This is a genomic window from Amycolatopsis echigonensis (assembly GCF_014174495.1).
GTDB classification, from domain to species: Bacteria; Actinomycetota; Actinomycetes; order Mycobacteriales; family Pseudonocardiaceae; genus Amycolatopsis; species Amycolatopsis echigonensis.
This window is the reverse complement of the sequence record NZ_JACJHR010000002.1, coordinates 142960-165528: the sequence shown is the minus strand read 5'-3', so window position 1 is coordinate 165528 and position 22569 is coordinate 142960. Positions and strand designations below refer to the sequence as shown.

General features: G+C 69.5%; 19 protein-coding genes. 10 read left to right on the top strand and 9 right to left on the bottom strand.

Annotation, left to right across the window (positions count from 1 at the left end; translation table 11 throughout):
• Positions 1 to 3: 3 nt before the first annotated feature.
• From H5411_RS02320 to H5411_RS02310, 3 genes are all read right to left on the bottom strand, one after another.
• Positions 4 to 5196, bottom strand: a complete 5193-nt coding sequence (locus H5411_RS02320; protein ID WP_183122806.1) for an RHS repeat-associated core domain-containing protein — start codon at positions 5194 to 5196, stop codon at positions 4 to 6.
• Positions 5197 to 5748: 552 nt separating this feature from the next.
• A complete protein-coding gene (locus H5411_RS02315) occupies positions 5749 to 6171 on the bottom strand; it encodes a hypothetical protein (RefSeq protein ID WP_183122805.1) in 423 nt (140 codons plus the stop codon).
• Between the two features lie 14 nt (positions 6172 to 6185).
• The gene (locus H5411_RS02310; protein ID WP_101436622.1) at positions 6186 to 6542 is read right to left on the bottom strand and encodes a hypothetical protein; all 357 of its coding nucleotides are present in this window, start codon (positions 6540 to 6542) and stop codon (positions 6186 to 6188) included.
• Positions 6543 to 6962: 420 nt separating this feature from the next.
• Here H5411_RS02310 and H5411_RS02305 point away from each other — a divergent pair, with 420 nt between their 5' ends.
• Complete coding sequence (locus tag H5411_RS02305; protein WP_167441945.1) at positions 6963 to 8270, top strand: tetratricopeptide repeat protein; 1308 nt, start codon at positions 6963 to 6965, stop codon at positions 8268 to 8270.
• A 16-nt stretch (positions 8271 to 8286) separates the two neighbouring features.
• The gene (locus H5411_RS02300; protein WP_101436620.1) at positions 8287 to 9177 is read left to right on the top strand and encodes a phosphotransferase enzyme family protein; all 891 of its coding nucleotides are present in this window, start codon (positions 8287 to 8289) and stop codon (positions 9175 to 9177) included.
• A gap of 170 nt (positions 9178 to 9347) precedes the next feature.
• Here H5411_RS02300 and H5411_RS02295 read toward each other — a convergent pair whose 3' ends face one another.
• The 4 genes from H5411_RS02295 to H5411_RS02280 form a co-directional block, all read right to left on the bottom strand.
• Positions 9348 to 10376: a copper resistance D family protein gene (locus H5411_RS02295; protein ID WP_101436619.1), complete on the bottom strand. Its 1029-nt coding sequence runs from the start codon at positions 10374 to 10376 to the stop codon at positions 9348 to 9350.
• Positions 10373 to 10936, bottom strand: a complete 564-nt coding sequence (locus H5411_RS02290) for a copper resistance CopC family protein (protein WP_167441944.1) — start codon at positions 10934 to 10936, stop codon at positions 10373 to 10375. The genes H5411_RS02295 and H5411_RS02290 overlap by 4 nt, the downstream gene beginning before the upstream one ends.
• Positions 10937 to 11037: 101 nt before the next feature.
• Positions 11038 to 11787 carry a YcnI family copper-binding membrane protein gene (locus tag H5411_RS02285; protein ID WP_183122804.1) on the bottom strand — a complete coding sequence of 250 codons (750 nt, stop codon included), beginning with the start codon at positions 11785 to 11787 and terminating at the stop codon, positions 11038 to 11040.
• Between the two features lie 104 nt (positions 11788 to 11891).
• On the bottom strand, positions 11892 to 12437 hold the full coding sequence (locus tag H5411_RS02280; protein WP_101436617.1) for a hypothetical protein: 546 nt from the start codon (positions 12435 to 12437) through the stop codon (positions 11892 to 11894).
• A 280-nt stretch (positions 12438 to 12717) separates the two neighbouring features.
• Between H5411_RS02280 and H5411_RS02275 the strand changes: the two genes are divergently transcribed.
• Genes H5411_RS02275 through H5411_RS02260 form a run of 4 tightly spaced genes read left to right on the top strand, consistent with a single transcriptional unit; the run spans position 12718 to position 16310 of the window.
• Entirely contained in the window at positions 12718 to 13365 is a 648-nt protein-coding gene (locus H5411_RS02275; protein WP_037806896.1) for an ABC transporter permease, read from the top strand.
• Positions 13352 to 14563 carry an ABC transporter ATP-binding protein gene (locus H5411_RS02270; RefSeq protein ID WP_183122803.1) on the top strand — a complete coding sequence of 404 codons (1212 nt, stop codon included), beginning with the start codon at positions 13352 to 13354 and terminating at the stop codon, positions 14561 to 14563. Before H5411_RS02275 ends, H5411_RS02270 begins: the two co-directional genes overlap by 14 nt.
• Positions 14560 to 15339, top strand: coding sequence for an ABC transporter permease (locus tag H5411_RS02265; RefSeq protein ID WP_101436616.1), 780 nt, complete (start codon positions 14560 to 14562; stop codon positions 15337 to 15339). Before H5411_RS02270 ends, H5411_RS02265 begins: the two co-directional genes overlap by 4 nt.
• Positions 15339 to 16310 (top strand): glycine betaine ABC transporter substrate-binding protein, encoded by a 972-nt coding sequence (locus tag H5411_RS02260; RefSeq protein WP_101436615.1) that lies wholly within the window; start codon positions 15339 to 15341, stop codon positions 16308 to 16310. Before H5411_RS02265 ends, H5411_RS02260 begins: the two co-directional genes overlap by 1 nt.
• 59 nt (positions 16311 to 16369) lie before the next feature.
• Here the strand turns inward: H5411_RS02260 and H5411_RS02255 are convergent, their stop codons facing one another.
• Positions 16370 to 16849, bottom strand: a complete 480-nt coding sequence (locus H5411_RS02255) for a DUF6474 family protein (RefSeq protein WP_101436614.1) — start codon at positions 16847 to 16849, stop codon at positions 16370 to 16372.
• A 106-nt stretch (positions 16850 to 16955) separates the two neighbouring features.
• On the opposite strand from H5411_RS02255, the gene H5411_RS02250 reads away from it, so the two are divergent.
• The 3 genes from H5411_RS02250 to H5411_RS02240 all read left to right on the top strand — a co-directional run bounded on the left by H5411_RS02250 (position 16956) and on the right by H5411_RS02240 (position 20162).
• The gene (locus tag H5411_RS02250) at positions 16956 to 18602 is read left to right on the top strand and encodes a TM0106 family RecB-like putative nuclease (protein ID WP_183122802.1); all 1647 of its coding nucleotides are present in this window, start codon (positions 16956 to 16958) and stop codon (positions 18600 to 18602) included.
• A gap of 85 nt (positions 18603 to 18687) precedes the next feature.
• Entirely contained in the window at positions 18688 to 19323 is a 636-nt protein-coding gene (locus H5411_RS02245; RefSeq protein WP_183122801.1) for a PadR family transcriptional regulator, read from the top strand.
• A gap of 158 nt (positions 19324 to 19481) precedes the next feature.
• Positions 19482 to 20162 (top strand): class I SAM-dependent methyltransferase, encoded by a 681-nt coding sequence (locus tag H5411_RS02240; RefSeq protein WP_183122800.1) that lies wholly within the window; start codon positions 19482 to 19484, stop codon positions 20160 to 20162.
• 53 nt (positions 20163 to 20215) lie between these two features.
• Here H5411_RS02240 and H5411_RS02235 read toward each other — a convergent pair whose 3' ends face one another.
• A complete protein-coding gene (locus H5411_RS02235; protein WP_101436611.1) occupies positions 20216 to 20974 on the bottom strand; it encodes an SDR family NAD(P)-dependent oxidoreductase in 759 nt (252 codons plus the stop codon).
• Between the two features lie 172 nt (positions 20975 to 21146).
• Here H5411_RS02235 and H5411_RS02230 point away from each other — a divergent pair, with 172 nt between their 5' ends.
• Positions 21147 to 22454, top strand: a complete 1308-nt coding sequence (locus tag H5411_RS02230; RefSeq protein WP_101436610.1) for a UDP-glucose dehydrogenase family protein — start codon at positions 21147 to 21149, stop codon at positions 22452 to 22454.
• Positions 22455 to 22569: the final 115 nt, after the last annotated feature.

Here is a 22569-nt window from a genome sequence, read left to right as displayed (position 1 = left end):
CGGTCACCAGTCCCGGTTCTTCTTCGCGTCTTCCTGCATCTGCTTGGCCCTCGCGGCGTGCTCGTCGGCGGCCTTCTTGATGTCTTCCTTGCTGGGTTCGCCCACCCCGTCCAGGAATTTCTTCCGGTCGGGGTCGTCGCTCCACTCCTTCGGGTCGTGCTTCCCGTTTTCGAGGTCGTCCCAGTCCTTCTTGGTCGGCCCGATGCCCTGCTCGTTCCGATTGGCCCATTCGGTGCGCATCGGGTTTCCGTCGAGCGGCTTGTCCGGACGTTTCCAGTCCGGGTGGCTGTCCTTGTTGACGTCGACCGGCTTGCCCTTGTCGTCGAACCGGTACGGGTGCCCGTCCGGGGCCTTGTTGTACTCGTCGATCGTGGGATGCCGCCCGGACGGCGAGGGCAGCTCGTGGAACCGCTTGATGATGTCGTCCACGTCTTTTTCAGTGTAGTTCTTGGGATTTTCCTTGAGGTCGGTGAATTCGAGGAAAGACTTGTGCCACTTCTCGAATTCTTCCTTCTTGCCGCCGGGCCAGTCGAAGTCCGCGCTGTCGCCGATGTCGCGGGTGGCCCGGTTCATCTCCTGGGGATCGGTGATGCGGTCCGCCTGCTGGCCGATCGGGCGCCAGTTCTTGTCGAGGCCCGGATGGTCCTTGTGCTTGTAGCCGCCGCTCTTGTCGATCGAGTCGCTCGGCCACTTCGGGTTCTCGGTCTTGATGTTGTCGTTCTTGCCGACTTTGAGCTTGCCCGCGATCCCGTCCTCGATCTTGCCGATCCGGGTCGCCACGCCGCCGATCCCGGCATTGGTGTGCTGCGGGCCGAGCGGCAGGTTCTTAGGCTGGTTGTGCAGCTTCGGCAGCTCGTCCTCGCCGTATTTCTTGGTCAGCGCGCTCTGCTTGTCGACCGGCTGTTCGTGCACCCAGTTCTTCAGCCCGTCCCGCATTTTCTGGAACGAGATGATGTGCCGTTGCGCCACATCGCTTCCGGCCTTGTGGAACGGATCGTTCTTGTCGCCGGTCTGGTTCTTGCGCGCGTTTTTGGCGTCTGAGTTCCACGCCATCCGGTCCCAGACGTCGTCCTTATTTTTCTTCGCGTCCCCCTTGTCGGCGGAACCGTCGTCGTTGTCGTCGCGCTTGCGCTTGTTGCCGCCCTTGCCGGTCGAGGCGGATTTGGTGCTCCCGCCGCCGTTGCCGGAGTTGTGCTTGGCCGTGGAGTCCGCGGGCGGCGGATCCGCGTCCTTGCCTTTGCCCTTGCCCTTGCCGCAGCCTTCGAGGCCGAGCGGGTCGTAGGCGGCGAACGGGTCGGGAACGTAACTGACCGGGTTCGGCCCGCCCTCCAGTCCGAGCGGGTCCTGGCTGAGGTAGCGCGCGGCGGCCGGGTCGTAGTAGCGGAACACGTTGTAGTGCAGGCCGGATTCGGCGTCGGCGTACTGGCCGGGGAACTGCAGCGGGATGCCGCCGGGCTGAACCCGGCCCCACAGCGAACGGCGGGCGCTCCAGGCGAGTCCGCCGTGCTCGTCGATCAGTTCGGTCGGCGTGCCGATGGCGTCGGTGACCACGGACGCGAACCGGTCGCCGCCGGGGCCGCGTTCGAGCTGGGTGACCGGCTCGTCGCTGCCCGGCCTGCGCTCCCAGGTGGTCGTCCGGCGCGCTCCGGCCGGGTCGGTGTGCTCCTGTTCGATGAGCACGAAGCCGTCCCAGACGAACCGGGTCGATTCCGCGACGGAGCCGTCGGACAGCAGCCGTTCCTTGGCGATCCGGCGGCCGAGCGGGTCGTACCGGTAACGCCACTGGACGCCGTCCGGCGTGCGCAGCCCGGTGAGCAGATCGCCGGTCCAGGCGTACTCCCACACCCGCACGCCGTCCGGACGCACCTCGCGATGCCGGATCCGGCGGCCGAGGGAGTCGTAGTCGGCGGACAGGCCGGGGCTGCCCGACCAGGCGGTCAGTTCGCCGGCCGGGTTGTAGCGCAGCTCTTCCGTGCCTGCCGGGGAGGACACCGCGACCACGCGTCCGGCCGGATCCCGGGTGAACACGCTCTTCCCGGAAAGGCTGTCCTGCACCGCGGCGAGGCTGCCGTCCGCGTAGTACTCGAGACCGCGCCGCTGCACCGGCGATGTTCCACGGGAAACCTGCTGCACGGTGACCAGCCCGCGAGGGCCGAACGCCTGCTGCAGGGTGCTGATCCCGTCGGTGTCGCGGGCAAGCACGCGGCCCTCGTCGTCCAGCCGGTAGCGCACGGTGTGTCCCGCCGTGGTCAGCGAAACCGGCCGGTCTTGCTCGTCGAAGGTCCACACGCTCTCCGCACCGGACGGCGTGCGGCGGCGGATGGTCTGGCTCTGTTCGTCGTAGGAGAAGCGCACCTCGACGCCGTCGATCGACTCGCGGACGATCCGGCCGTACAGGTCGCGGTCGAACTCCACCACCGAATCCGCGGACTCCACGCGCACGACGTTGCCGACCGGGTCGTAGGCGTAGCGCACGGTGCGGTGCGGGCCGCGGATCTCGATCCGGTTGCCGAGCAGGTCGTACTCGTTCTCGGTGACCGAACCGTCCGGCTCGGTCACCCGGATCGGCTGCCCGGCCGCGTCGTAGGCGTAGGTCCGGGTCCGTCCGTCGAAATCGGTCTGCGCGACCAGCCTGCCGAGCGGGTCGTAGGTGTAGGTCCAGGTGCGGTTCAGCGGATCGGTCACCGACGTGAGCCGCAGCTCGGTGTCGTAGGTGTAGCTGGTGCGCGCGCCGGAGGGGTCCACGACCGCGGTGACCACGTCGAACGGGCCGTACTCGCGCCGGGTCACCCGGCCGAGTTCGTCGACGTGCTCGATCTCGTTGCCCTCGCGGTCGTACCGCCACGCGGCGCGCTCGCGGCGCACCCCGACGCGCGAGGCGGGTTTGCCGTCGACCGTCCAGCCCAGCTGCGTCCGTCCGCCGCCGATCTCGGGCGCGGAACGCGGCCTGCCGAACTGGTCCAGCTCCTCGTCGGACGCCTCGGCCTCGAATTCGGCCGGGAAGCCGGGCACCTCGGGTCCGCCGGGCTGGTCGTACCGGCGCTGCCAGGCCTTTCCGTTGCCGCGCACCGTGATCGAGACCAGTTCGGTGCCGTCGTGCTCCAGTTCGGCGAGGCTGCCGTCGGGACGGGCGATGGTGAGCGGCGTGCCGTCGTCGGCGTAGGTGTACTCGGTGACCCGGCCGAGCGGGTCGACCCGGCGGAGCAGATTGCCGTAGCGGTCCCATTCGGACAGAGTCACGTTGCCCAGCGGGTCGGTCTCCCGGACCGGACGGCCTTCCAGGTTGTACTCGTACTCCGAGACGTGGCCGAGCGAGTCGGTGAACCGGGTGATCCGGGCCGCGGGGTGGTACTCGAACGCGCTGCTGTAGATCCCTTGCGCGCCTTCGGTGCGCACGCAGCGTCCTTCGGCGTCGTAGACGTAGCGGTAGACGACGCCGTTGCGGTCTTCCCAGCTCGTGACCCTGCCGTCGGGATCGTAGGTGTAGCGCTTCGCCGTTCCCGACGAGTTGACGACCTCGGACAGGTGCCCCTGGTAGTTGTAGCGATAGCCGCGCACGACGACGTCCGGAGCCGGACCGGCGCCGATCATCCGCAGTTCGGTGATGCGGTGCCCGTCGGTGCGGAAGCCGACCTGCAGCCCGCTGGAATGCGTGAGCAGCGCGGGCGCACCGGAGTCCGCATAGGACAGTTCGGTCCGCGAGCCGTCGGCGTCCTCGATCGAGCGCAGCGGCAATGCCTTGCCCTCGCCGGAAAACCGCATGGTCCGGTCCGGCCGCACCTGCTCGATGGTGCAGCTGCCGTCGGCGTGCCTGGTCAGCGGCCAGCGCGCGCCCTCGATCGGCAGCACCGGCTCGTCCCCGGCGGGCATCGGGTAGTAGAGGATGACGCCTTCCGGCCCGTAGTACCGGACGTATTCGTCGCCGAACTCCAGTCGCTGGTCCACAGTGGACGCCCAGGTCGAGCCGAACCAGCGCCCGGACCGGTAGGACGACCGATGCGTCCGCCGCACCAGCAGCTCCGGCAGTTCGAGGTCGAAGTCCTCGACGAGCACCTCGCCGCTGGAGATGACGACCGGATCGGTCAGGCAGGGCGGATCGGCATCGCCCTCGTTCTTCGCGTTGGACGCCTCGGTCTTGTCCTTCGCCGGATCGCCCGATTCGCTCCCGCGCTCGTTCTTGCCCGTTCCGCCCTCGGCGCCCCCGTTGCCCGGCGTCTCGTCCTTCGCGGGTTCGCGCGGGGGCGGCTCGTGGTTCCCGCCGCCCTTGTTTTCCCCCGGGCCGTCGTGCGTGCCGGAAGTGTTCGTGGACTCGACCTTGCCGGGAGGCGGTTTCTCGCTCCCGCCGCCCTTGTCGTTCGGGGCGTCTTTCGCTCCGGAGGGCTTGGTGGAGCCGCCGCCGGGCGCCTTGATCTCCTTCGGCGTGTGCGTGGCGTCCTTGCCGCCGGCCTTGATGCCCTTCATCGACTTGGCGACGTCGTCGAACAGGCCGCGCGCCTTGGTGAGCAGCTTGCCGAGTTCCTTGAGCGCCTTGGTGAGGTTCTTGACCAGCTCGGCGATCTGCTTGGCGGTCTTGGCCACCAGGTTGACCACCTGCGGCACCACCCAGGCCATCCCGATGCCGAGGGTGAACAGCACCTGCAGCGCCCACGAGATCAGGTGCGCCACCACCTGGGAGATGATGTCGCGCACGAGCATCCGGACCGCGCCGACGACGTCGCCCGCGGTCTTCACCCCGCTGCCCGCGCCGTCGCAGGCCTGAGCGGCGCCCTCGAGGGTCTTGGCGACCTCCTCGGCCTGCTTGCGGTAGGCGTCGGCGCTGCCGCCCTCCCAGGATTCGATGTCCTTTTTGACCTGCGCGGCCAGGTCCTGCGCGACGGAGCTGACCTCTTTGGAGATGTTCTTCCAGGTCTCGGAGTACGCGTGGACCTGATCCGGGTCACCGGCGAGTTTGTCCAGCGCTTCCTTGAGCGGGCCGACGTGTTCGATCAGCCAGCCGACGCCCGCGGCGAGGATCGCGCCGAACGGGTCCATCACCGCGGCGAGCGCTTCCATGCCGACCCCGACCGCGCCCATCACGGTCGCCGCCCAGTCGCCGGACTCGATGCCGTCCTTCAGGCCCTTGCCGGCCTCGAGGATCGAGATGCCGGAGATCGCCGAGGTCGAGTCCTGCTTTTCGGCCACCAATGGATTCGACATGCCGGCCCTTCTCCACGCTCACCACATTCTTTTGGGCGCGCAGCCGAATTCGAACGCACGGCCCCCTGCGGCAGGCTACCGACAGTTGCCGAGCGGGTGTCGTGGTGTTGCGCGGAATTACCTCGGCAGTGCCCGCGGGCACCGGCGGTACCGCGGCAAACACACCACAACCCGCCTTCGGCTCCGAATCTCGGAAGCCGCGGCGGGTCGGGGAAGTGGAACCGCGGGCCGGTGCCGGTCGGGGGAGGGGAGTGCAACGGCACCGGCCCGCGGAGTTCGTGATCGCGACCGGCGCGGGAGGAGCCGGTGCGATGATCTTCAACCTAGCGTCCGATTACTGCGTCCGCTAGGTGTTCTGCCGGACATTTTTGGATTAATCGCGTTAAGCGTCGGGGTGGCCGAGGGCGGCCCGTCTCGCTCGGGGGGACGGACGGACCACCCTCGGCCGGGCGAGGATGCCGGCGACCTGACCGGTTGGGGTTGCCGGCAGGTCGCGCGCTCGCCAGTCGGGGCGGGTGGGGTGATCCGCCCGGAAACACCCCACCCGATAGGTCAGGCGCTGACCGGGCGGGGCTTCACCAGTGCGTGCCGGCCGGTGGTCTCCGCGGGAGCTTCGGCCCGCCGGTTCTGGCCGGGAACAGCCGGAACCGCGGCGCGGCGGCGCGGCGGACGTTGCCCGGCAGCGGACAGCGCCTGCGGGGCCAGGCCCCCGGCGACCAGGTGCTCGTGCGCTACCTGCCACACCGAGCACGGGGCCTTGCAGCGGTGCCAGCGCGTCGAGCAGGTGGGGCAGTCGCCGCGCTCGTCGGGCTCGTGCGCCTGCAGCATCGCGCGCCAGCCCGCGGCGAGCCGGGGCAGTTCGGAGCGGGCGACCGAGACCAGCGACGGGGCGTCGGCACGTTCCGCCAGGTCGGACAGCATGTCGAGGCGCTCCCATACGGCGTTGCGGAGGACCTGACCGAGAACCTGATCCATGGGGAAACTCACCGTCACCTTTCCGCCATAGTGGCGGCTTCGTTGAGCGCGGCCCGGAGCTGGCCGAGCTGGCCGGACGTGAGGCGGGCGGTCTCCCCAGGCGGGGACACCACGACGACCTCGTCGTCCTCGACGAACACCGTGACGGCGCGCTCGCGGCTGATGAGATCTCCGCACTGCACGCGCCACACGACCTGGCCGCCCTCGAAGTGCCGCACGCCCGCGGTACGCGGGTCGGCGGACACCGAAGCGGCGACAGCGGAAGCGACAGTAGGCGGCACCGGACGTGCCGTGGCGAGTCCCGGTGCCGGCCGGACGGACCGCACCGCGGTCCCGGCTTGTCCTCCACCGAGCGAATCCACGAACTCCACTGTCCCTCCACGCTTTCTCGTCCCGGCCGGTGCACCTTGCGGGATGCATCCGCTCCGGCAGATCTGTGTCGTCGGGTCCATCGCTCTCCGTGATCGCTGCGGGTGTCCGGGCGGTGACGGAGATCTGGCAACTACAGTGAAGTGAAACCGGGTGCGAGAGAAGGTCGAAACCGCGTCATAGCGGTGACCGGACAGCGTTCCACGGTAAGCGGTCAGCGGAGTTCGGCCCTGCCGATCAACGCGTGCGTCCGCGCGTTTCACAAGGTTCTCGCGTGTGCTTAGGGTGCTGATCAGACGCCCAGGAGACGGTGAGGGGGCGCAATGGCAATGGACGCCAGTGCTGGCAGTGGTTCCGGAGTCTCTACCGCAGACACCCGGTCAGGCAATCCGGTTCCGGCCGATGCCTGGGAACAGCCCGAGATGCGGGAGGCGCTCGCCGCCCGCGAGGTCAGCGCCGTGTACCGGCTGTTGCGCAAACACGGAGTGTCGCAGCGCCAGATCGCCGCGATGACCGGCCAGTCGCAGTCCGAGGTGTCGGAGATCCTCAAGGGTCGCCAGGTCATGGCCTACGACGTGCTCACGAGAATCGCCGACGGCCTGGGTGTCCCCCGTGGATACATGGGTCTCGCCTATGACGAGACCACGGCGATACGGGTCGTCGGCGCGTCCGACGGCCGGCAGGCTGAGGAGGACGAGTCCGTGAAGCGACGGAGGTTCCTCGCGCACGCCGCCCAGGTCACGATGGGTGCGGCGGTGTTCGGTCCGGAATCCGGAACGTGGTCGGAGGCGCCCGCGCGCACTCCCGCACCCGGGCGCATCGGGACGACCGACGTGCGCCAGGTCGAGGCGGCGACCAGAGCGTTGCGCGCGCTCGATTACCAGTACGGAGGCGGATTCTGCCGCGACGCGGTCGTCGCCCAGCTGTCCTGGGGACAGCAGATGCTCGACTCCAGCGCCGCCGAGCAGGTGAAGCAGCGGCTGTTCACCGCGATCGCCGACCTGCACAGCCTCGCCGGTTGGACGTCGTTCGACACCGGTCTGATGGACTCCGCCCGCGGTCATTTCGCGCAGGCGCTCGACCTGGCCAAACAGGGCGGCGACCACCATCTGGTGGCGAACGTGCTGTACCGGATGGGCCGCGTTTACCTGCACCAGGACGCCGCGAACGACGCGCTCAAGCTGTTCCAGCTGGGCCAGATCGCCGCGCAGGAATCCGGGTCTGAGCTGGCCGTCGCCGTGCTCTGCGCCAACGAGGCTTGGGCCTACGCGATGATGGGCAACGAGGAGCAGTCGGTGAAGCTGCTCGGCCGGTGCAAGGACGAATTCGCGCGCGCCGACCTGGCCACCGCCGAATCGTGGGTCAAGTTCTTCAACGAGACCGACGTCTACGCGATGACCGGCACCGTGCACACCGTGCTGGCGATGAAGAACCCGGAGCACACGAAGTACGCGATCCCGGCGCTGAGCCGGGCGGTCGACACCTACACCGACGACATGGCGCGCAGCAAGGCGTTCATGCTCAGCGCGCTCGCCACGAATCACCTGCTCGAGGGCGATATCGACCACGGCGTGAAGATCGGCGGCAAGGCCATCGAATGCGCGGAGAGCATCAAATCCGCGCGGGTCAAGGACCGGATGCGGCCGCTGCTGGCGGAGGCCGAACGGCGGCGCAACAACCCCGACGCCCGCGATCTCGCCGACCGGCTCAAGATCTTCTACGCGGCCTGAACCGACCGGATTTCTCTTGCCCGAAGGCAGGTTCACCCCTGCGAAACTGCGTCGCGTCCTGGCGGCCACGTGCGCTCGGCTCGGTCTCGACCCGGCCGGTGCGCGGCTGCTGCGGTTCACCAACAACGCGGTTTTCGCGTTGAACGGGGCACCGGTCGTCGTCCGGATCGTCGGCTCCATGAGACTGCGCCACCGCGTCGGCACGGTCGTGCGCGTGGCCGAGCATTTCGCCCGGCACGGCGTGCCCGCGGTCCGGTTGCTGGCCGGGGTCGAGCAGCCGCTTGACGTGCACGGACACCCGGTCACGGTGTGGGAGCTGGTGCCGTTCGCCGGACCGCCGCCGACGCCTGCCGACCTGGCCGGACTGCTGCGGCGGGTGCACGCGCTGCCTCCGCCGGACGGTCTGCCCGAATGGGACCCGCTGCGGTCGATCGAGGCCAGGGTCGCCGACGCCGAGGAACTCACCGCCGCCGACCAGCGGTTCCTGCTGGAGCGGTGCGCCGAGGTGCGGGACCGGCTCGACACCCTGGATTTCCCGCTGGCCAGGGGATTCGTGCACGGCGACGCGCATCCGGGGAACGTGCTGCCCGGCCCGGACGGCCCGGTGCTGTGCGATTTCGATTCCTCGTGCGTCGGTCCGCCGGAATGGGACCTGACGCCGCTCGCCGTCGGCCGCGAACGGTTCGGTGACCCGCCCGCCCGGTACGCGGAGTTCGCCGCGGCCTACGGCTTCGACGTGACGGCCTGGCCAGGGTTTTCGGTGCTCCGGGCGGTGCGCGAGCTGAAGCTGACGACGAGCGTGCTGCCGATCCTGCGCAGTCATCCGCCGGTGCGGGCTGAACTCCGCCGTCGGCTGGCCGACCTTCGCGCGGGCCGGACGGCCACCGCGTGGACGAGATACCGTTGAGCAGGATTCTGCACGTGCATTCGCCGACTGCAGATGACCGTTCGCCGCTTTCCGTCGATGGCTGACGAGGTATCGCTGCGCAGCGATAATTCGGTCCGGCAGATCGCCCCAGTTAGCGTACTGCTAGTCCCATTGTGCAAGTTGCGGCTACCCGCCGTCACCTTGGACGGTCAGGACACCGCGACCGGGGCCCGGGTCAGCACCACGGCGAACCCGAAGGCGAGGCCCATCACGGTCAGTTCGAGCGTGGCCCACGAAGCGAGCGCCGTCCGCTGGTGTCGCACGATGCGCGGCATCAGCCGCCACCGCAAGTTGGCGGCCAGCAGCGCGATCGCGCCGGTGCACAGCACCTTCAGCAGCATCAGCTGGCCGTACGGAGTGGTGAAGACGCCGGCCCAGAAGCCAATTGTCGGATTGGCCAGGATTTCCACGATGCCGTTGAACAGACCGGTCACCGCGGAGAGCACCAAGCACAGCGTCGCCAGTTTCGAAAACCGCGGCAGGGCGTGCGCGAGCAGCGTCCGGTTGGCGGCGAGCAGCACGATCATCGCGCCGAGGCCGCCGCACCAGGCGACCGCGCTCATCACGTGCAGCTCCATCGAGATCATCGTGTAGTCGTGATAGGCCCAGTTCGACGCGTGGCCGGTGACCGGCAACGGCAGCAGCGCGAACATCCCCAGGCCCACCCGCACCTCGGCGGGCACCTTCTCGCCCTTGCGCAACGCGACGAACCCGAGCGCGGCGTGCAGCAACGCGAGCACCGCGACGATGACCAGCGCCTTGCCCGCGCCGACCTCGGCGATGTAGCTGCCGAGGTCGCCCGCGGTCAGCATCCGCTTGCCCGGTTTGTACTCCGCGGTCTGCAGGATCAGCGCGACCACCGCGGTCGCCGCCCAGATCAGCGCGGCGGCGACGGCGGCGGGCCGAGCCCGGCGCATCACCGGTTCGGTGAGCTTCGGCCGGTCGTAGCCGACCAGAACGGACAGCAGGGCCAGCCCGATCGTCGCGACCGCCGCCAGATCCAGCAGCACCCGCACGATCGGGATGGCCGCCGAGACCACCTCGCTGGGTTCCACCACGCCCGGAATGGGCGAGGACGCGGTGAGCGCGATGCCGATCAGCGCGCCCAGCAGTCCCGCGACGACCACGCAGGCGAGCGTGGCCCAGCGGACCGCGGAGGTGGTCTCGGCTCGCGTCACTGGTCCGCCTTGTCCGATCCGGGATCGCGGCCGGTGCGCAGCGCGACGGTGAGGCCGATCGCGAGCAGCACCACCGCACCGGCGATCCACACCCAGATCGGCACGCCGCTCGACGACGAGGAGTCCGCCGGGGCCGACTGGGCGGGAGCCCCGGCCGCCTTGGCCGCGGCGCCCTTGGCCGGCGTGCCGTTGCCCGCGGTGGTGAGGGTGAACGGGATCTCTCCGGACACCGGGTGCCCGTCGGCGGAGAGGACCCGATAGCCGACGGTGTACTTGCCCGCCGGGCCGAGCGGCCGCAGCGGCGCGCTGAGCACGTTGTTCTCCACCGTCACCGGGCCCTCGGCCCACTGGCTGCCGTCCGGACCGGTCACCGCGATCTGGTTGACGTCGGCGTTCTGCACGTACTGGTCGAACGTGAGCGTGACCTTCGCCGGTCCCTTGGCGACGGACGCGCCGCTGGCCGGATCGGAGTTGATCAGCACGTTGTGTGCCAGCGCCGGGGTGGCCGTGCCGAGCAGGGCCACCCCGGAAATCGCCAGCGCGAGAAGCACTTTACTCATCCGGCCAAAAGTAGGCCGACCCCCGCGCGGCACGTAACTCGTGCTGTGAAGCCATTCGGCCGTGGCTGTGGCCGGATGAGTAAAGATCGGCACAGTACGCATTACTTGGTTCCTTCGGTCTTTCCGGTGGCCGGGCGGCGGGAACGCAGCACCGCGCCCGCGCCGACGCCGAGTCCGAGCGCGCCGACGACGAGTCCGGCCCCGCCGAGCCAGCGCGCCGTGTCGTCCGACGCCGACGCGGCTTCGGCGTTCTCCCCGGCGGCGGTGGTCTGCGCGTGGCCGCCGTGCTCCGAGGATTCGGCGGCGGCGAGCTTGATCGTCGGGGTCGGGTGCTCCGGCTCCTCGCCGCTGGGCGGGGTGGGCTGGTTCCAGTCCACCACTTTGCCACCCTCGTAGGTCTGGACGGCCGGGAATTCGAGCTGGTCGACATTCGCCGGCAGCGGGCCGCCGCTGATCTCGAACTCCTGGAACTCGGTGGAGCCGATCTTCGTGCCCGGCTGCGCGGTCCAGACGACCTTCGTGACCGCCTCGGTGATCTTCGTGCCGGACGCGGTGGTCACCGGCTGCGGCAGCTTCGACTTGGTGACCTCGGCGGTCCAGCCGGGGATCGGCTTGGTGCGGATGTTGCCGATGCCGTAGTCCGGTTTGACGTCGATCTCGACCTTGACGGTCCCGAGCTTCGCGTCCTCGTTCGGGACGCGGAAGAAGATCGTGCCGTAGCCGCCCTTGGCCGGCTGGTCGCCGTAGACGTTGGCGGTCACGTGCGCGGACGCGATGCCGGCGCCGAGCAGGCCGGTGGCGGCGACGGTCGCGGCGAGCACGCCGGCGCGACGGAAGACATGGTGGGACACAAGTGCTCCTGAACAGGGATGAGCCGACGGAGGCAAGGGCCTGCGCCGGAAAGAGGAAAGGGAGTGGTCAGCGGCGATCACGGGGATCGACGCTCACGAGAAGTTCAGGAACACCCAGGCGGCCCGCGCCGCCCGCGCACGCGCCGCAGGTCAACCGTCAGCAACGGCACCGTCCCGGCTGCCCGCGGTCGCGCGACCCCAGCTGCCGCCACCGGCACCGGCAACGGCCGGACCAGCAGCGGGAGGATCACCCGCAGTACGTGCAGCACCGCGAGCAGCATCGCGTCCGCCCGCGCCAGCACCAGCGCGGTGAGCAGGGTCGCGACGGCGTGCGCCGCGGTCATCGCCCAGCCGTCCGGCGCGGCCGCCGCACCGCTCGGCTCGTGCCCGGCGAGCGTCGTCAGCACCAGGTGCATGACCAGCTGACCGCCGCCGAGCACGACGACGGTGCCGAGCGGTCCGCGTGCCCGGCCGGCGAGCGCGGTGGCGATCCAGCCGAGGAGGCCGGTCAGCAGGAGGGTGAGCGCGGGATCCGGCAGCCCGCCGTCGGCGGCCGCGTGTGCGGTGACGGCGAGTGACGCGGAGCTCAAAGCGAGCAGTCCGCCGCGGACAGCGGCGAGTGCGCCGCGGTGCCGGGCCGGAGTGCTCATTCGGGCAGCTTAACGGCACTCCGCTGGGTGACTGAAGCGTCCCGAATGGTGAGCACCTGCGGAAAACGCACAGGTGGGCGGGTCTCGATCCGGTAAAAACCGTTCGGTGGAGCCGGGTGCTTCGGTTGCCGACCCCTGGCTGATGCGAAACGGTGGGTAGTCACAACCGAGAAGTGGGGGTTTCGACCGTATCCGTTCTGGGTAGTCACCCTGCCGACTGATGGGCTACTCCGAACGGGTGACGTCCGGGGCTCGCGAGCTGGCGGGAGAACGAATACGGATGAACCTCTTCGAGTACATCTCGGACCGGTGGGGAAGGCTGCTGCTCCAGGCGTGGCTGCACACCAGCATGGTCGTGCAGTGCACGATCCTCGCCGCGATCCTGGGCGTGCTGATCGGCATCGCCGTCTATCGCAGCCCCATCGGCTCCGCCGTCGCCACGGCACTGGCCAGCACGATCCTCACCGTCCCGTCGTTCGCCCTGCTGGGTCTGCTGATCCCGCTGTCGGGCCTCGGCTCCACCACCGCGGTGATCGCGCTCGTGCTGTACGGCCTGCTGCCCATCGTCCGCAACACGATCGTCGGCCTCGACGCGGTCGACCCGGCGATCACCGACGCCGCCCGCGGCATCGGGATGAGCAGGCTGTCCGTGCTCACCCGGGTCGAACTGCGGCTGGCCTGGCCGGCGATCCTCACCGGCATGCGGGTCGCCACCCAGATGCTGATGGGCATCGCGGTGATCGCGGCCTACGCCAAGGGACCCGGCCTCGGCGCGGAGGTCTTCTCCGGCCTCACCAACGCCGGGAGCACGAACTCCCTCAACCAGGCCCTCACCGGCACCGTCGGCGTCGTCATCCTCGCGCTGGTGCTCGACGGCATCTACGTCCTGATCAAGCGATTCACCATTTCTAGGGGTGTCCGTGGCTGAGCACACTGCGACCGAAGAAGAAAACGTCTCCGGCGTCGAGATCGAACTGGACCACGTCACCAAGCGCTACTCCGGCACCCGCGCCCCCGCCGTCGACGACTTCTCGATGGTCGTGCCCGCGGGCAAGATCGTGGTGTTCGTCGGCCCGTCCGGCTGCGGCAAGACCACCACGATGCGGATGATCAACCGCCTGATCGAACCGACATCCGGCCGCATCACCATCGGCGGGCAGGACGCGCTGAAGCTCGACGTGGACACCCTGCGCCGCCAGATCGGCTACGCGATCCAGCAGGCCGGGCTGTTCCCGCACTTCACCGTCGCGCAGAACATCGCCGTCGTGCCCGGCCTGCTCGGCTGGGACAAGAAGAAGGTGACCGCGCGGGTCGAGGAGATGATGGACCTGGTCGGGCTCGACCCGGCCGATTTCCGCGACCGCTACCCGCGCCAGCTGTCCGGCGGGCAGCAGCAGCGCGTCGGCGTGGCCCGCGCGCTCGCCGCCGACCCGCCGGTGCTGCTGATGGACGAGCCGTTCGGCGCGGTCGACCCGATCACCCGCGGCAACCTGCAGGACGAACTGCTGCGGCTGCAGACGGACCTGAAGAAGACGATCGTCTTCGTCACGCACGACTTCGACGAAGCGGTCAAGCTAGGCGACCGGATCGCGGTGCTCGGCAACCAGTCGAAGATCCTGCAGTACGACACCCCGGAGTCGATCCTGGCGAACCCGGCGGACGACACCGTCGCCGGTTTCGTCGGTGCCGGCGCTTCGCTCAAGCAGCTGACGCTGCTGCGCGTGCGCGACGTCGAACTGCAGCAGGACGCGCTCACCACGACGATCGACGAATCGCCCGCCGACGTGCGGGAGAAGCTGAGCAAAACGCGCAAGCCGTTCGCGCTGGTGCTCGACCACCGGCGGCGGCCGATCCGCTGGGTGCACGTGCGCGAGCTGACCAACGCCACCTCGCTGGGTTCGGTCGGCAAGCCGCTGCGCGACATCGTGAGCCTCCAGTCGACGCTGCAGGACGCGCTCGAGGCGATGCTCGCCGAAGGCGGTTCGGTGCCGGTCACCGGTCCGCGCGGCGAATACGCGGGCACGATCAAGCTGGACACGGTCATCTCGACCATCCAGCAGCTGCGCGACGAGCACGCCGACGATCACCTCGAGGAGCACGCCGACGAGGACGGGGCCACGGCATGACCGCTGCCGTCGATACCGGTTTCAGTACCGAGTCAGGCTCTCGCCGCGCGGAACGCGTCCGGCTGTTCGCCCAGCCCGCCGCGGTCGTGCTGATCGTCGCGGCCACGCTCGCCTGGGTGTTCGCCAGCGGGCTCACCGCGACCGAAAAGGAAACCCTCAACGCCGAATCGCTGCTCACCGCGCTGCGCGACCACGTGGCGATGACCCTCGTGGTCACCGCGATCGTGGTGCTGGTGGCGGTGCCGCTCGGCATCGTCGTGACCCGGCCGTGGGCGAAATGGCTCGCGCCGGTCTTCCTGGCGATCGCGAACATCGGTCAGGCCGCGCCCGCGCTGGGCGTGCTGGTGCTGTGGTTCATCTTCACCGGCGCGGTCGGCGGGCTCTGGGTCGCCGCGCTGCCGCTGGCGTTCTATTCGCTGCTCCCGGTGCTGCGCAACACGATGGTCGGCATCCAGCAGGTGGACCCGTCGCTGATCGACGCCGGCCGCGGCATCGGGATGTCGGCGTCGAAGGTGCTGTGGCGGGTGGAATTCCCGCTCGCCGTCCCGCTGATCCTGGCCGGCCTGCGCACGTCGCTCGTGCTGGCGGTCGGCACCGCGACGTTCGGCATGTTCGTCAACGCCGGAGGGTTCGGGCTCCTGATCGACACCGGCTACAAGCTCAACCTCACGAAGGTGCTGATCACCGGTTCGGTGCTGGCCGTCGCGCTGGCGCTGCTGGTGGACTGGCTGGGCGCGGTCGCCGAGCAGTACTTCGGACCGAAGGGACTGCGCTGATGAAGGTCCTGAAAAAAGCGGGCGCGCTGGTCGGCGCGGCCCTGCTCGCCGGGACGCTCTCGGCGTGCGGCCTCGACGTCAACACCTCGATCCCGTTCAAGATCGAACCGGGTTCGATCCGGCCGATCCCGTCGCTGCAGGGCGTGCGGGTGGTCGTCGGGTCGAAGGACTTCACCGAGAACATCATCCTCGGCTACATGGCCGAAATGGCGCTGAGCGCGGCGGGCGCGGACGTCATCGACCTCACCGACATCAAGGGGTCGAACTCGTCGCGGCAGGCGCTGCTCAACGGCCAGACCGACGTGACCTGGGAGTACACCGGCACCGGCTGGATCAACTACCAGGGCAACGAACTGCCGGTGCCGGGCGGGGAGAAGGCGCAGTACGAGGCCACGAAGAAGGCGGACGCGGAGAAGTACGGCGTCACCTGGCTGAACTACTCGCCGCTCAACGACCAGTACGCGTTCGCCACCACCGAGGCGTACGCGGCGAAGAACAACCTCAAGTCCAACTCGGACCTGGCGAAATTCCTCGCCTCGCATCCGGACCAGAACCGGTTCTGCCTGGAGACGGAGTTCACCAGCCGCCAGGACGGGTTCCCGGCGGCGGTCAAGGCGTACGGGTTCAAGAACCCGAAGATCGAGAACTTCGGGATCGGCACCATCTACTCGGCGGTGGCCAACGGCACCTGTCCGGTCGGCGAGGTGTTCACCACCGACGGCCGGATCTCCGGGCTCAACCTGCGCGTGCTCGACGACGACAAGAAGGCGTTCCCGCAGTACAACGCGGCGGCGACACTGCGCACGGAGTTCCTGAACCAGCACCCGGACATCCGCGGTCCGCTGGAGAAGGTGGCGGCGGCGCTCGACAACAAGCAGATGGTCGAGCTGTGCAAGAAGGTCGACGTGGACGGCAAGGACGCCGGCACCGTCGCGCACGACTGGATGCTCCAGAAGGGCTTCATCAAGTAGCGCGGGCAGGCAGCGGAGAAGGGCCCCTTGAGTTCGCTCAAGAGGCCCTTCTCGGCTTTTCAGATGCCCAAACGGTGCAGCAGCTGGTCTTCGAGCCGCTCGAGTTCGCCGGTCACCGCGCGGTGCGCGGCCTTGCGCCGAGCCGCGGGCATGCGCTCGGCGGCGCGCACCGTGGCCGACAGCTGCTCCAGCGTCGACTGCGTTTCGGCGGCGAACTTCTGGTCCGCGTCGGTCGCCTTCGCCGACTTCTTCAGCTCGCCCAGTCCCTGCACGAGACCCGCGATCCGGGCGTGCAGCCCCGCGCCGCGGCCGGTGTACTCGCCGAGCTGGTCGACGGCGACGCCCAGCTTGCGGGCCTGGTAGCGGTCGTACGCCTCCCGCGCCGCGCCCGCCGCGCGGACCGCGTACGGCGCTAGCACCGGCAGCACCGCCGGTCCGAGCACCTTGGCCACCGCGACCGCGTTCTTCGCCTTCTTCGGGGTGATCCGGGCTTCACCCTCGTCCTGCTTGGCCTTGTCCTGCTTGGCCTTGCGCGCCATGGCCGTTACCTCCCACGCCTTCTCCGCATGAACTTACTGGTCCCCGACGTGACGGGCATGTCGGCTCGCGCGGGGAATGTCGTACCCACGATCTATTGTGATCGCTATGGGAGACGAGGTGTTGCTCGACGCGGGAGCGGTGAGCCGTTGCCGCCGCCGGGTGCACCTGGAACACGACCCGGCGATGCGCGACGTGCCGCTGCCGCCGCCGGATCCGACCGCGCAGCAGCGCATCGACGACGCGACCGCGCACCGCGAGGAAATCCTCGAACAGCTGGTCGCGGCGTCAGGGCCGGACGCGACCTGGGCGCGGGTGCCGCGCACCCTGCCCGCGGGCGAGCGGGTGCGGCTCACCGAGCAGGCGTTCGGCGAGGGCACGCAGTACATCTGGGGTGCCCTGCTGCCCGCCGACCCGGTCGGGCACCGGCGCGGCGGCATCGACCTGCTGGTGCGCGTCGGCGACGGATACGTGCCGGTGCTGGTGGTCCGGCACCGGATCACCGACCGCGGCCAGGGCGCTCCCACCACCGCGATGACGGAGCTGGACCCGGCGCGCCGTTCGCCGGACGAACTGCGCAAGGTGCGTTCGCAGCCGCGGGACCAGCTGCGGCTCGCGCATCTGCGGCGAATGCTGGAGACGTACGGCAAAGCGGCGGCGGGGCGCGCGCTCGGCGGCGTGATCGGTCTCGACGCTGACGTCGTCGTATGGCACGACCTCACCGCGGGCACCTGGCCGGGCGGCCGCAGCGCGCTGGACGAATACGACGCGCGGTTCGAGGACCGGCTCGCCGTGGCGACGGCGGCCGCGACCGGTGCCGAAGCGCTGGCCGCGCCTTCGCGAGTGCTGGAGTGCCGGAGGTGTCCGTTCTGGGCCACCTGCGAGGTCGTGCTCACCGAAACCCGCGACGTGAGCCTGGTGGTGCGCGGTGAGGACGCGGGCGAGCTGCGCCGCGTCGGAGTGTCCACTGTGGACAAGCTGGCCGCGCTGGACCCGGCCGCCGAGCCGCCGCCGATGAACTGGACCGGCGGCACGTTCTCGGACGCGATCATGCTGGCCAGGGCGTGGCTGGCGGATCTGACGGTGGTGCGCCGCACGCCGACGGTCGAGGTGCCGCGCGCGGACGTCGAGGTCGACGTGGACATGGAGAGTTTCGGCGATTCCGGGGCTTATCTGTGGGGGACGCTGCTGTCCGGAGTGGACATCGGCGTGCCGAGGGGCTATCGGGCGTTCGCGACCTGGGAGCCGTTGCCGACGGTGGACGAGGCGCGTTCGTTCGCCGAGTTCTGGGCTTGGTTCACCGACGTGCGGGAGCGGACTCTGGCCGCCGGGCTGACTTTCCGGGCGTATTGCTACAACGCGCTCGCGGAGAACCGGTGGCTGTTCGGGTCCGCCGAGAGGTTCGGGGAGTACCCCGGGGTCCCGGAGAAGCGCACCATTCAGTCCTTTGTGGACTCCGACGAGTGGGTGGACCTTTTCCGCAGCGTGACGGATCAGTTCCTGTGCTCGCGGGGCAAGGGGCTGAAGGTGATCGCGCCGGTGGCCGGGTTCGCCTGGCGGGATCCGGAGGCCGGCGGCGAGGCGTCGATGCGGTGGTACCGGGACGCGGTCGGCATGGGCGGCGAGGTCCCCGACGACGACCAGCGCGAGCGGTTGCTGCGGTACAACGAGGACGACGTGCTGGCGACCAAGGCTCTGCGGGAGTGGATGAGCGGGCGGGCCCAGGACGAGGTCCCGTACATGCTGGACATCTGATTTTCCGGTGCCGGTCTGCTCGTTGCCGTTCAGTGCGCTTCCGCATATACTCGTCAGCGAGTACTCGGTTACGAGGAGGTCGGGCTTGAAGCGGCGGAAGGTGTCCAACTTGCTGGGCCTCGCCGTGCTGGCCACGGTGTTCGAGCGGCCGATGCATCCGTACGAAGTCGCCACGCTCCTGCGGGAACGCGGCAAAGAAGGCGACCTGAAGATCAAGTGGGGCTCGCTCTACACGGTCGTCGGCAACCTCGAGAAGCACGGATTCCTCGAGGCTGTCGAGAACGTGCGGGACGGGGCCCGGCCGGAGCGGACGGTGTACCGGATCACCGAGGCGGGCCAGGCCGAGCTGGAGGATTGGATCGCCGAACTGCTCGCGGTGCCGGACCTGGAGCCGACGCGGTTTCACACCGGCCTGTCGGTGATGCTCGCGCTCGGGCCGGATGTCGTCGACGAGCAGCTGCGGCACCGGGTCGGCGAGCTGGAACGGATGATCGAGGAACGCGTCGAGTCGCTGGCGGAGATGCGGGCTGAGCTGCCGCGGCTGGTCCTCGTCGAGGCGGAGTACCAACTGGCGATGTGGCGCGCGGAGGCCGAATGGGTCCGCGGGCTGCGCGAGGAACTGGCCACCGGCGGGATGCCGGGGGTCGAGGAATGGCGGCGCTACCGGGAAACCGGGGAGCTGCCCGACATGGCCGCCTTCGTCGCGAACGAAGGCGAATAAAGAGGTCCCGGAGGAGGTGCTGGCACACCGCCGCCGGGACCGGGAACCGTCGAACTGGAACCGCGAGTGCGGAAACCTGTCCTCAGGCTGCGCTGACAAGGATACGGGGCACCCCGCTCGCGGCTCCGGTTCGGTATCCGCCGAACAGGGAGAAGAACATGGGGAACACCCAGGTCAAACGCCATCGCACGAAACTGCTGCCGGAGATGGAGGGCCCGATCGCCCGGGCCTACGCACGCGGGCGGGGCACCGAACCGCAGCTCGTGCAGTACCGCGAATCGGCCGAAATGCTGGCCGCGGACCTGGCCGAGGGCGCTGACGTGCTCGAGGTCGCGCCCGGTCCGGGTTTCTTCTCGGTGGAACTGGCCCGTACGGGTCGCTGCACGGTGACCGGGCTGGACGTCAGCCGGACGTTTGTCCAGCTAGCCAGGGAGTACGCACAGGAACAGGGCGTCCCGGTGGACTTCCGCCGCGGCGACGTGGCGGCGATGCCGTTCGCCGACGGATCGTTCGACTTCCTGATCTGCCAGGCGGCGTTCAAGAACTTCGCCGACCCGGTGGACGCGCTCGACGAAATGCACCGGGTGCTGCGGCCGGGCGGCGTCGCGCTGGTGCAGGACTTGAGCAAGAGCACCACGGACGCGGAGCTGGACGCCGAGGTCGCGCGGATGAACCTCGGGCCGGTGGCCGCGTTCACCACCGTCCGCACCCTCCGCGGACTGCGGCGGCGGGCGTACACGCCCGAGCAGTTCAAGGCGACCGTCGCGGAGAGCAAGTTCCGCACCTGCGAGGTGACCCCGGACGGGATCGGCCTCGAGGTGCGGATGCGCAAGGAGTGACTCTGGCGAGTGGCTGTGCCGTCGAGGGGGCGGCACAGCCACTCGCCGGCGGGTCAGCGCGGGGCCATCCGCAGCGAGCCGTCCATGCGGATGACCTCGCCGTTGAGGTAGTCGTGGTCGATCAGCGACAGGGCGAGCTGGGCGTACTCGTCCGGCCGCGCCAGCCGCTTCGGGAACGGCACCCCGGCGGCGAGCCCGGCGCGGAATTCGTCGCTGACCGTGGCGAGCATCGGGGTGTCGACGATGCCGGGGGCGATCGTCAGCACGCGGATGCCGTGCGAGGCGAGGTCGCGCGCGGCCGGCAGCGTCATCCCGACCACGCCGCCCTTGGACGAGGCGTACGCCACCTGCCCGATCTGGCCGTCGAACGCGGCGACGGACGCGGTGTTGATGATGACGCCGCGTGCGTCGTCGGCCAGCGGTTCGGTCTTCGCGATCGCCTCGGAGGCGATGGTGACCACGTTGAAGGTGCCGATCAGGTTGATCTGGATGACCTTCGCGTACAGCCCGAGGTCGTGCCTGCCCTTCTTGGACAGGATGCGCGCGGACGGCCCGATGCCGGCGCAGTTGACCACCGTGCGCAGCGGTACGCCCGAGCCGGCCGCGGTGTCGACGGCGGCCTGCACCTGGTCCGGGTCCGTCACGTCGGCTTCCACGTAGGTGACGCCGTCGACCCGCTCGGCCTTCTCGATCGAGGGCGCGAGGTCGAGGGCGAACACGCGCGCGCCTTTCGCGGCCAGCGCCTTGGCGGTCGCGCCGCCGAGTCCGGACGCGCCACCCGTCACGAGCGCTGCGGTGTCGGTGATCTGCATCTTCAGCCTTCCTCCTGCTCTCGGGTGCCGCGGTGCACCTCCGCGCCCAGGTTAACGCTCGTTCGCACCCCTGCCGGAGTGTGCCGCCTCACCCGCTGTCGTCGCGAGGAGTATTCGGCCCCGACCGCTTCCGTTAGCACTGAGGTCAACTCCGGCTGTCACCTTCAGCGTCATGAGCTCAGCTCGGATCGTGGTGGTAGGGACGGGATACGTCGGATTGACCACGGGGGCTTGTCTCGCGAGCCTCGGGCACCGCGTCACGTGTGCGGACGTGGACGTCGCGAAAGTGAACCGGCTGTCGGCCGGCCGCGTGGACATCCTCGAACCAGGACTGGCCGAATTGGTCTCCCGCGGACTGGCGAACGGACGGCTGTCGTTCGTCGTCGGCGCGCGGGAAGCCGTGCGCAGCGCGGAGGGCGTGTTCCTCTGCGTGCCGACGCCGATGGGCGCGGGCGGCTCCGCGGATTTGCGCGCGGTGGAGGCGGTGACCGCCGAGATCGGCGACGTGCTGCCGCCGGGCTGCGCGCTGATCACGAAGTCGACAGTGCCGGTCGGCACCGCGAAACGGATCCAGGCGATGGTCGGCCGCGACGACGTGCCGGTCGTGTCCAACCCGGAGTTCCTGCGCGAAGGCACTGCGGTGCAAGACTTCCTGAACCCGGACCGGATTGTGGTCGGTTCGGATTCGCACGCGGCGGCCGCGTGGGTCGGGCAGTTGTACGGCGATCTCGCCGCCCCGGTCGTGGTCGCCGACGCGGCGAGCGCGGAACTGGTCAAGTACGCGGCGAACTGCTTCCTCGCGCTCAAACTGTCCTATGTGAACTCGATCGCCGAGCTGTGCGAACGGCTCGGCGCGGACATCGACCTGGTCACCGAGGGCATGGGCTACGACCGGCGGATCGGCCGCACGTTCCTCAAGCCCGGCCCGGGTTGGGGCGGTTCGTGCCTGCCCAAGGACACCAGCGCGCTGGTCAAGGTCGCGGAGTCGGTGGACTACGACTTCCGCATGCTGACCTCGGCGATCGACGAGAACATCGCCCAGCGCGACCGCATCGTGGCGAAGATCGCCGGCGCCTGCGGCGGAACGCTGGCCGGCGCGCGGATCGGCGTGCTGGGCCTGGCGTTCAAGGCGGGTACCAACGATCTGCGCGATTCTCCCGCGCTCGCAGTGTCTTCGGTGCTGGGTGCGCTCGGCGCGGAGATCACCGCGTACGACCCCGCGGTGTCCGGCGGGATCGCCGGGATGACCGTCGTGGACGATCCGTACCAGGTCGCCAAGGACGCGGATGTCGTTGTGGTGCTTACCGAATGGGCCGAGTTCCGCAATCTCGACTGGGTGGCGATCGCGGACGCGATGGAGGGCGACGACGTCGTCGACACCCGCAATCTCCTTGACCCGGGGATGATTCTCGACGCGGGGCTGTCGTGGCAGGGCGTCGGACGCCCGCGTGCGGCCCGGCGGCGGGTTCCGGTTTCCTGATCGGAGATCCGCCCGTCTTGCGCTATGCTCTTCGGCGGCATCGCGTGCCGGTCACCGGCTGGGTGAGGCATGGAGGTGCTGGGATGCCTTCTGGAGGCATTGCTTCGTGTCCGCT